This is a genomic window from Streptomyces spongiae (assembly GCF_009377185.1).
Lineage (GTDB): Bacteria > Actinomycetota > Actinomycetes > Streptomycetales > Streptomycetaceae > Streptomyces > Streptomyces spongiae.
The window spans coordinates 1-9,453 of sequence record NZ_VJZC01000386.1 but is presented as its reverse complement, the minus strand read 5'-3'; the positions used below and the strand labels follow the sequence as shown (position 1 = coordinate 9,453).

Annotated in this window: 8 protein-coding genes and 1 pseudogene; 4 read left to right on the top strand and 5 right to left on the bottom strand. The window is 70.6% G+C overall.

Going from position 1 to position 9,453, the window contains the following annotated elements:
* From FNH08_RS35305 to FNH08_RS35290, 4 genes and pseudogenes are all read left to right on the top strand, one after another.
* Positions 1-603 (top strand): annotated as a pseudogene (locus FNH08_RS35305) (hypothetical protein); the annotation flags it as partial.
* 160 nt (positions 604-763) lie between these two features.
* A complete protein-coding gene (locus FNH08_RS35300) occupies positions 764-1,174 on the top strand; it encodes a VOC family protein (protein WP_152775605.1) in 411 nt (136 codons plus the stop codon).
* A gap of 201 nt (positions 1,175-1,375) precedes the next feature.
* Positions 1,376-2,497 carry an LOG family protein gene (locus FNH08_RS35295; protein WP_322726016.1) on the top strand — a complete coding sequence of 374 codons (1,122 nt, stop codon included), beginning with the start codon at positions 1,376-1,378 and terminating at the stop codon, positions 2,495-2,497.
* Between the two features lie 184 nt (positions 2,498-2,681).
* Positions 2,682-3,359: an LAETG motif-containing sortase-dependent surface protein gene (locus tag FNH08_RS35290; protein ID WP_322726015.1), complete on the top strand. Its 678-nt coding sequence runs from the start codon at positions 2,682-2,684 to the stop codon at positions 3,357-3,359.
* 82 nt (positions 3,360-3,441) lie between these two features.
* Here FNH08_RS35290 and FNH08_RS35285 read toward each other — a convergent pair whose 3' ends face one another.
* The 5 genes from FNH08_RS35285 to rlmN all read right to left on the bottom strand — a co-directional run bounded on the left by FNH08_RS35285 (position 3,442) and on the right by rlmN (position 9,408).
* Positions 3,442-4,239 (bottom strand): maleylpyruvate isomerase family mycothiol-dependent enzyme, encoded by a 798-nt coding sequence (locus FNH08_RS35285; RefSeq protein WP_152775604.1) that lies wholly within the window; start codon positions 4,237-4,239, stop codon positions 3,442-3,444.
* A 10-nt stretch (positions 4,240-4,249) separates the two neighbouring features.
* Positions 4,250-5,284, bottom strand: coding sequence for an ABC transporter ATP-binding protein (locus FNH08_RS35280; RefSeq protein ID WP_152775606.1), 1,035 nt, complete (start codon positions 5,282-5,284; stop codon positions 4,250-4,252).
* A gap of 59 nt (positions 5,285-5,343) precedes the next feature.
* Entirely contained in the window at positions 5,344-6,945 is a 1,602-nt protein-coding gene (locus FNH08_RS35275) for an ABC transporter permease (protein ID WP_152775603.1), read from the bottom strand.
* 50 nt (positions 6,946-6,995) lie between these two features.
* Positions 6,996-8,081: a thiamine ABC transporter substrate-binding protein gene (locus FNH08_RS35270; RefSeq protein WP_322726014.1), complete on the bottom strand. Its 1,086-nt coding sequence runs from the start codon at positions 8,079-8,081 to the stop codon at positions 6,996-6,998.
* A 220-nt stretch (positions 8,082-8,301) separates the two neighbouring features.
* Positions 8,302-9,408, bottom strand: coding sequence for a 23S rRNA (adenine(2503)-C(2))-methyltransferase RlmN (gene rlmN, locus FNH08_RS35265; RefSeq protein ID WP_152775601.1), 1,107 nt, complete (start codon positions 9,406-9,408; stop codon positions 8,302-8,304).
* Positions 9,409-9,453: the final 45 nt, after the last annotated feature.

Here is a 9,453-nt window from a genome sequence, read left to right as displayed (position 1 = left end):
GCCCCCGGCGGCCTCCCCTGGGGGATCGCCGTGCTCGCCGCCGGTCTCGCCCTCGAGATGTACGCGAGCCGCTCCGGCCCCGCCCCTGGCCTCGCGCTCCCCGGCGGCTCCGCCGGCAGCCCGGCCGGGGTGCTCGGCGGCTGGGTGCTGACGGCACTCGGACTGATCCTCGTCGGGCCCGGGCTGACCCATCAGTGCGGGCGGCTGTTGCAGGCCGCGCGGCCGGGCGCGCTGCGGCTGCTCGCCGGGCGCGTGCTGCAGGAGGAGGCGCGCCGGATCGGGCGCCCCCTCGGCGTCGTGTGCGCCGTGGCCTCCGGCGCGTACGCCATGGCCACGCTGCACTCCGGGGCGCGCCCCGGCATCGGTCCGCTCACCGCGCTGGGCGCGCTCCTGGTCATCGGCTGCGCGCTGCTCACGCTGGCGACGGCCGCGGTCGAGGCACGCAACGCGCGCGCGGAGACCATGACAGCCCTCCTCCGGCTCGGGGCACCCGCGACCCTGCTGCGCTCCGCGGCCCTGCTCCGCGCGGGCATCCTGCTCGCCGTGTTCGGCCCGCTGACCTGGACGGTCGCGGAGCTGGCCACCATGCCGCTGGTTCCCTGAGGGCCACGCCTGAGGGCATCGCCTGAGGGCCCACGAACGCCGTGGGAGAAAGCCGCGCGAAAAAAATCCGCGCGCGCCGATGAGTTCTGCGCGGCACCCCGGTCTACCCCACCGAACGGACCGACACCGAACGGGCCGACACCTACGGGAGAGACCGCGCATGTACCAGCAGATGATCTTCGTGAACCTGCCCGTGAACGACCTGGAAGCCTCGAAGAAGTTCTTCACGGAACTCGGCTACACGCTCAACCCGCAGTTCAGCGACGAGAACGCCGCATCCGTCGTGATCAGCGACACGATCGTCGCGATGCTGCTCACCAAGCCGTTCTACGCGACCTTCACCAAGAAGGAGATCGCGGACGCCACGACGACCAGCGAGGTGCTGCTCTGTCTGAGCGCGGAGAGCCGCGAGAAGGTGGACGAGCTGGTCGAGAAGGCCGCGGCCGCCGGCGGCACCGCGTCGGACAAGGTCCAGGACATGGAGGACTTCATGTACGGCCGCGCCTTCGACGACCTCGACGGCCACACCTGGGAGGTCGTATGGATGAACCCGGAAGCCATCCAGGGCTGACCCGGCCGTGCTGAGGGCCTGTTCTGAGTTCCCCGCCTGCGCCCCGACGCCCGGCACGCACCCTCGGCGCACGGCGCCACAGGACAGGTGGCTCCGCCACATGACCTGCGACGCCGCACACCGAGGGCACGCACCGAACGCCGCTGCGCCCGCGCTTCGCGCGGACGACGGGGAACTCAGAACAGGCCCTAGCATGGGCGGGTGCAGACGAGCCCCGCCCATGCGGCCCACCACAACGACCGTGAGATCGAGACGCTGGAGGAGTTCGACGCGACCGTCTCGGCCCGCGGCACGCTCGCCGGATACCGCGTCCAGGCCGTCGACCTGACGGACCGTACAAGGGAGTTGCTCGCCACGGACACCGCGGGCGCCGTCTTCCTCGGCTGCCCGATGCGGGAGAACGCCGCGGCGAAGATACGCACCGACGGCGCCCTGGTCTTCCCGCCCGTCCCGGACCTGCCCTTCGACCCCTACCGCGGTCATGTCTACACGCCGGACGAGTTGTTCGCCTCGCTCGACCGGGGATACGAGGAGACACCGGACGCGCTCGCGTACGCCTGGTTCCAGCGCACCAAGGCCGACGGCGACATCCACGCGTCGATGCTGCGCGCCGTCCACGACGACTCCGTCTCCGACGCCCTCGACGAACTCCTGTGCGGAGCACGGGTGGTGGGCGTGATGGGCGGACACGCGATGGCCCGCGGCACGGACGAGTACCAAGGCGCGGCCCGGCTCGGCCGCGCCCTGACACGCGCCGGTTTCACGGTGGCGACCGGCGGCGGCCCGGGCGCGATGGAGGCGGCCAACCTCGGCGCGTACGCGGCGCCGTACGACGACGCCATGCTGGAGGACGCCTGCGCGCTCCTCGGGAAGGCCCCCTCGTTCACCCCTTCGATCACCGAATGGGCCCGGTCCGCCTTCGAGGTGCGCGCCCGCTGGCCCAGGGGCAACACCTCGGTCGGCATCCCCACCTGGTTCTACGGCCACGAGCCTCCGAACGCCTTCGCCTCCCACCTCGCCAAGTACTTCGCCAACGCCACCCGTGAGGACGGCCTGCTGGCCCGCTCGAACGCGGGCGTCGTCTTCCTGCCCGGCGCCGCCGGCACGGTCCAGGAGATCTTCGACAACGCGACCCCGAACTACTACGGGTCCCGGGGCGAACCCACGCCCATGGTTCTCGTGAACCGAGCCCACTGGACGGACCACCTCCCCACCTGGCCCCTCCTGAAGGCCCTCGCCCGCGAGCGCTCGATGGAGTCACGGATCGCGCTGGTGGACCGCGTCGAGGAGGTCCCGGAGGCGCTCGAACGTCTCAGCGCTTAAACGTCACGGGGGTTGATGACGGGGCAAAGCCAAGTGCGGAGATCCGCCTCCGGATTGACAGCGCTTATGCCGCGCTTATAAACCTGTGAGTCACATGGGGTTACAGCTGTCACACATGTAGCCCGCACCCCCGCATTTCCCGTGAAGGGCAACCGTGTCCATATCTCCACGTACCGCACGATCCGTGCGATTCCTGGGTGTTGTCTCCGCGTCCGCCGCCCTCGTGCTCGGCGTCGCGAGCAACGCAATGGCCTGCACCATCCGTGACTTCTCGGCCAAGGCCGAGTGCGACGCCAAGGGCAAGGGCGTCATCAGCGTCACCGACGTGGACCCGACGGGCGTCACCGCCGAGGTCTCCGTCTACCTGGAGAACAACGGGGCGGACGAGCGGCTGGTCGGAACTCAGACGATCAAGGACTCGACCGCCAAGGGCGTCACCGTCACGTTCTCGGAGAACTGGAAGCCCAACGCCGAGTACCGCATCCACATCAAGGCCGAGGGCTACGTCGACGAGGACATCAAGCCCAACCTGACGACGCCGTCCGAGGCGTGCAAGAAGGGCTCGGACAAGCCGCCGGCCTCGGAGACCCCGAAGCCGTCGGACAAGCCGTCGGACAAGCCGTCCACCCCCGCCGACACCAAGACCGACACGCCGACGCCGTCGGAGTCGGAGTCGGAGAGCACCAGCCCGGCCCCTGCCGGTGACGGCAACGCCCCGGCGCCCGAGGGCGACTCGAACCTCGCCGAGACCGGTGCCGACTCCAACACCCCGGTGATCGCCGGGGTCGCCGCCGCCTTCCTGGCGGTGGGCGGTGGCTCCATCTACTACGGCACGCGCCGCCGCGGGGCCTCGACCCGCTGACGCGTTCTGCCAGTTGGCCCGCTCCCTCGACCAGGGGGCGGGCCTTCGCATACCCCCAGAACACATGAAGCGCACGACGCGCTCAGCCGAACGTCGCCCGTTCCAGCCAGAAGTCCAGCAGTTCCCGCTCCCCCAGCACCTCCAGCCGCCCGTCGTCGAGCGGGAGCCGGCGGTAGAAGGCGAGCAGCACCTCGGTGAGCGGTCCGCGCAGCGCCACCGTCGCCTTCTCGTGGCCCCGACGCCAGGCGACGCCCTCCTCGGTGAGCTCGATGATCCACTCGGCGTCGACGTCGTCCGGTGCGTCGGTCGCGTGGAGGTGGATGCTGCGGTACGGACCGCGCAGCTCCCTCGCCGGATCGTCCGGCATCGCCCGCTGCGCGTACTCGACGATCTGCAGCCACTCATCGATCGCGTCGGCGGCGATCTCCGGAGCCACCTCGTACGGCAGCCCGGCGGCGAGCGTCGCGTCCGCGCGGTGGATCGTGATCTCGTGGACCATCCGCCGGGCCCAGAAGCCCGCGTTCTGCTCCCAGCCCCAGGTCCACACCGGGGTGCCGGGCCCGGCCGCGCGCACCGACTCGACGACCGACGCGCCGGTCTCGGCGAGCCAGGCGTCCAGCGCCGCCGCATCGCCCTGCTTCTCGGGGCCCTCGGCGTGCGGCACGGCCTCGTCGGGCACCTCCTCCCGCGCCCGTGAGCGGACGATGTGGTCCACCCAGCGCAGTGCGCCTCCGGTGTGCCGTACCAACTGCTCCAGGGACCAGTCGGGACAGGTCGGCACGGTCGCCGCGAGGTCGGCGCCGGAGGTCACCACGGCCCTCAACTGCCGTACCTGGGTGGCGATCTCGTCGCAGTAGCGGTCATGTCCGAGTGGGGTCATGGTCCTGACCCTAGGGCGCCGACGGTCCGCCGAGCACGACAATTTCGGCCGCGTCGAACGCCACCCCGACCTCGTCCCCGGGCTCCGGCGCCTCCCGCAGCGCGCACGCGGCCTCCAGGCGCGGCGCGTCCTGAGGTTGCAGGTGGACGGCGACGTGGGTGCCCCGGAACGTCCGCGCCGCCACGCCGCACCGCAGCCCCTCCGCGGGCGCGACGAGCCGTACGCCCGCGGGCCTGACCAGCAGCGCGGCCGCCCCTTGCGGCGCGTCCTCCGGCACGGGCACCTTGCCCCACGGCGTGTCCGCGACCTGGCCGCTCACGGTCGCGGCGACCACGTTGTCGAAGCCGAGGAAGCGCGCCACGAACTCGTCCGCGGGCCGCTGCCACACTTCAAGAGGCGTGCCCGACTGGGCGATCCGGCCGTCCCGCATCACCACGACCCGGTCGGCGAGCGCGAACGCCTCGCCCTGGTCGTGCGTCACGGCCAGCACGGTGGTGCCCAACTCTCCGAACAGCTCACGGAGTTCCACCACCAGCCGCTCGCGCAGCGACCGGTCCAGCTGACCGAGGGGTTCGTCGAGCATCAGCAGCCTGGGCCTCGGGGCGAGGGCGCGGGCCAGCGCGACACGTTGCTGCTCGCCGCCGGAGAGGGAGGCCACGGCCCGGCGCTCGGAGCCCGGCAGCCCGACCAGCTCCAGCAACTCCCGGACCCGGGCGGCCCGTTCGCCCTTGGATTCGCCGTGCATCCGGGGCCCGAACGCCACGTTCCCGCCCACGTCCCGCTGCGGGAACAGCTGGTGGTCCTGGAACATCAGGCCGACGCCGCGCCGGTGCGCGGGCACTCCCGCCTGGTCCCGGCCGTCGAGCGACACCCGTCCGGCGTCCAGGGGTTGCAGCCCGGCGACCGCCCTCAGCAACGTCGACTTGCCGCTGCCGCTGGGCCCGAGCACACACACGATCTCGTGCTCGGTGACGCCCAGGTCGACGGCGTCGAGCACGGCCCGCCCGCCGAACCGCACGGTCGCTCCCTCAAGGTTCAGCAGCATCCCGAACTCCCCGGTCGCACCCGAACTCCCCAGTCGCATCCAGAACTCCCCGGCCGCATCTAGAACTCCCCGGTCCGGTCCGTGCGCAGTCGCTCCAGCACCAGCAGCGCCACCGCGCACACGACCATCAGAATCGTCGACAGGGCCATCGCCTGCCCGTAGTTGAGCGCGCCCGGATGCCCGAGCAGCCGCGCCACGGCGACGGGCAGCGTCGGGTTGTCGGGCCGCGCGATGAACACCGTCGCCCCGAACTCGCCGAGCGACACGGCGAAGGCGAACCCGGCCGCGATCAGCAGTGCCCGCCTCACCATCGGCAGGTCCACCTCCCGCCACACCCGCCACGGCGAGGCCCCGAGCACGGCCGCCGCCTCCCGCAGCCGGACGTCCACGGCCCGCAGCACGGGCAGCATGGTCCGTACGACGAAGGGGACGCCCACCAGCGCCTGCGCGAGCGGCACCAGGATCCAGGACGCCCGCAGGTTCAGCGGCGGCTCGTCCAGCGCGATCAGGAACCCGAACCCGACGGTCACCGCGGACACGCCCAGCGGCAGCATCAGCAGCGCGTCGAAGCCGCGTACGAGACGTCCGGCGTCCCTGCGGGTGAGGGCCGCCGCGGCCAGGCCGCCGATCACCACGGCGATGGCGGTCGCGGTGACCGCGTACTCCAGCGAGTTCCCCACGGCCTCGATCGGCGCGACGAGGAAGATCCCGCTGTCGTCGCTGGTCAGCCGCTCGTAGTACGCGAACCCGGGCGCGCCGAACGACCGCTCGACGAGCACGGCCAGCGGCAGCACGAGCAGCACGGCCACGGTGGCGAGCACGGCGGCCAGCAGCGCCCACTGTCCCGGCCCGCGCGGCCGGCGTGCGGTCACGGCCGGGTCCACGAGCCGTAGCGCGGTCTCCCGCCGGCGTACGGTCCAGGCGTGCACGGCGAGGATCGCGCCCACCGCGACGAACTGCAGAAGCGTCAGCACGGCGGCCGTGGACAGGTCGAAGATCTCCGAGGTCTGCCGGTAGATCTCGACTTCGAGGGTCGAGAAGGTGGGCCCGCCGAGGATCTGCACCACACCGAAGGAGGTGAAGGTGAACAGGAACACCATCAGCGAGGCCGCCGCCACCGCCGGGCCGAGCGCGGGGAGCGTCACCGTCCGCCAGGCCGCGAACCGCGAGGCCCCGAGCATGCGCGCGGCCTCCTCCTGCCGCGGGTCGAGCTGCGACCACAGCCCGCCCACGGTCCGCACGACCACCGCGTAATTGAAGAACACATGGGCGAGCAGGATGGCCCACACGGTGGTGTCGAGCCGTACGCCCCACATCTCGTCCAGCAGCCCGCCGCGCCCGACCAGGGCAAGGAAGGCGGTCCCGACGACGACGGTGGGCAGCACGAAGGGAACGGTCACGATCGCCCGCAGGACCTGCTTGCCCCTGAAATCGAAGCGCGCGAAGACGTACGCGCCGGGGAGCGCGATCAGCAGCGTGAGCGCCGTGGAAGCGAGTGCCTGCCAGGTGGTGAACCACAGGACGTGCCGGATGTCGGACTGCGCCAGCACGTCGAAGATCCGCCCGAACTGCCACCCCCCGTCGACCTTCAGACCACGGGCGACGATCGCGGCGACGGGGTAGGCGAAGAACACCGCGAAGAACGCGACGGGCACGGTCATGAGCCCGAGCCGCGCCACGCTCCCGCGCGAGCCCCTGCGCGCCGTTGCCGCTACTTGAGTACGAGTGACGTCCACGACTTGACCCACTGGTCACGGTTTTCGGCGATCTTCTGGGGCGCCATGGTCTCGGGGTCCTCGGCCTGCGGGCCGTACTTCGCGAACTCCTCGGGCACCTGCGCCCCCTTCAGCACCGGGTACACGAACATGTTGAGCGGCATGTCCTCCTGGAACTTCTTGCTGATCAGGAAGTCGATGAGCGCCTTGCCGCCCTCGGTGTTCCTCGCGTTGCTCAGCAGCCCCGCGTACTCGATCTGCCGGAAGCAGGTGCGGTTCGCGACGCCGGTCGGCGCGGTCTTCGGCCTCGGATCGGCGAAGACCACCTCGGCGGGCGGTGAGGAGGCGTACGAGACGACGAGTGGCCGGTCGCCCTTCGCCTTCTTGCCGCCGGCGGACCCGGAGAACTCCTCGTTGTAGGCCTGCTCCCAGCTGTCCACGACCTTCACGCCGTTGGCCTTGAGCTTCTTCCAGTAGCCCTGCCAGCCCTCGTCGCCGTACCGGGCGGCGGTCCCGAGCAGGAAGCCGAGGCCGGGCGAGGAGGTGGAGGCGTTCTCGGTGACGAGGAGGTTCTTGTACTCGGGCTCGACGAGGTCGTCGAAGGAGCTCGGTGGCTTCAGCCTGTTCTCGCTGAAGTACGCCTTGTCGTAGTTGACGCAGATGTCACCGGAGTCGATGGGAGTGACCCGGTGCTTGCCCTGGTCGACCCGGTACCGCGCCAGGACCTGATCGGCGCCCTTGGCCTCGTACGACTGGAACAGCCCGTTGTCCAGCGCACGGGACAGCAGCGTGTTGTCGACGCCGAAGAAGACGTCGCCCTGCGGGTTGTCCTTGGTCAGGACGGCCTTGTTGACGGCCTGACCGGCGTCGCCGTCCTTGAGGACCTTGACCTCGTAACCGGACTCCTTCTCGAACGCCTTCAGGACGCCCTTGGAGACGGCGAAGGAGTCGTGGCTGACGAGGGTGACGGTCTTCGAACCGGAGTCCGAGCCGCCGCTGCCGGAGTCGGACGAACTGCACGCGGACAGCGTGGCCAGACCGAGCCCGAGGGCGACGGCCACGACTTTCTTGGTGGTGCTCACTTGGATTCCTCCTGGGTGACCAGGAAGAGACGCGGCCCTGCCCGGGACTTCCCTGGGGATCCCGGGCAGGGCGCAACAGCTCGAGTGGTGACCGATCTCCCTACCCAGAATGACCTGGGCGAGGTTCAGAGGGTCTGCGGCCTGTGCCGCACTCTCAGCGCTGTGGCGCTCCCCTGTCGGAATATGAAGATGTCGGAATATTGAGATGTACGCGCCCAGACTACCGCTCGGTGGCGGCGAGCTGACCGCAGGCCCCGTCGATCTCCTGTCCACGGGTGTCCCGAATCGTCACCGGTACACCGTGAGCGGCGATCGCCTCGACGAACGCCTTCTCGTCCTCGGGCCGCGAGGCGGTCCACTTCGAACCGGGCGTCGGGTTCAGCGGAATCAGATTCACATGCACGGGCTTGCCCTTGAGCAGTCGCCCGAGGCGGTCACCGCGCCACGCCTGGTCGTTGATGTCCCGGATCAGCGCGTACTCGATGGACAGCCGCCGCCCGGACCTGTCCGCGTACTCCCACCCGGCGTCCAGCACCTCCCGCACCTTCCACCGCGTGTTGACCGGGACGAGGGTGTCGCGCAGCTCGTCGTCCGGGGCATGCAGCGAGATGGCGAGCCGGCACTTGAAGCCCTCGTCGGAGAACCGGTGAATGGCCGGCACGAGCCCCACGGTGGACACGGTGATCCCCCGCTGGGACAGCCCGAGCCCGTCCGGCTCGGGATCGGTGAGCGCGCGAATGGCCCCCACGACCCGCTTGTAGTTGGCGAGCGGCTCGCCCATCCCCATGAACACGATGTTGGACAGCCGCGCGGGGCCACCGGGAATCTCGCCGTCCCTGAGCGCGCGCATCCCGTCGACGATCTGATGCACGATCTCGGCGGTGGACAGATTGCGATCCAGCCCGGCCTGCCCGGTGGCACAGAACGGACAGTTCATCCCGCACCCGGCCTGCGAACTGATGCACATGGTCACCCGGTCCGGATAACGCATGAGCACGGACTCGACGAGCGTGCCGTCGAAGAGCCGCCACAGGGTCTTGCGCGTGGTGTCCTGGTCCGTCGACAGATGCCGTACGACCGTCATCAGCTCCGGAAGCAGCGCCTCCTGAAGCTTGGCACGCGAACCGGCGGGGATGTCGGTCCACTGCTCCGGGTCGTGCGCGTACCGCGCGAAGTAGTGCTGCGACAACTGCTTCGCACGAAACGGCTTCTCCCCAACCGCAGCCACCGCCTCCTTGCGCTCGGCAGGCGTGAGATCAGCGAGATGCCGCGGCGGCTTCTTGGCTCCGCGCGGCGCGACGAAAGTGAGTTCTCCGGGCTTAGGCATGGCCACACCAGTGTGGCAGATCCCCGGGTGTGCCCCCCCCTGGGC

Coding starts and splice junctions, on each gene's coding strand:
- FNH08_RS35300 (WP_152775605.1), top strand. CDS start 764: ATGTACCAGCAGATGATCTTCGTGAACCTGCCCGTGAACGACCTGGAA.
- rlmN (WP_152775601.1), bottom strand. CDS start 9,408: ATGCCTAAGCCCGGAGAACTCACTTTCGTCGCGCCGCGCGGAGCCAAG.
- FNH08_RS35280 (WP_152775606.1), bottom strand. CDS start 5,284: ATGCTGCTGAACCTTGAGGGAGCGACCGTGCGGTTCGGCGGGCGGGCC.
- FNH08_RS35285 (WP_152775604.1), bottom strand. CDS start 4,239: ATGACCCCACTCGGACATGACCGCTACTGCGACGAGATCGCCACCCAG.
- FNH08_RS35275 (WP_152775603.1), bottom strand. CDS start 6,945: ATGACCGTGCCCGTCGCGTTCTTCGCGGTGTTCTTCGCCTACCCCGTC.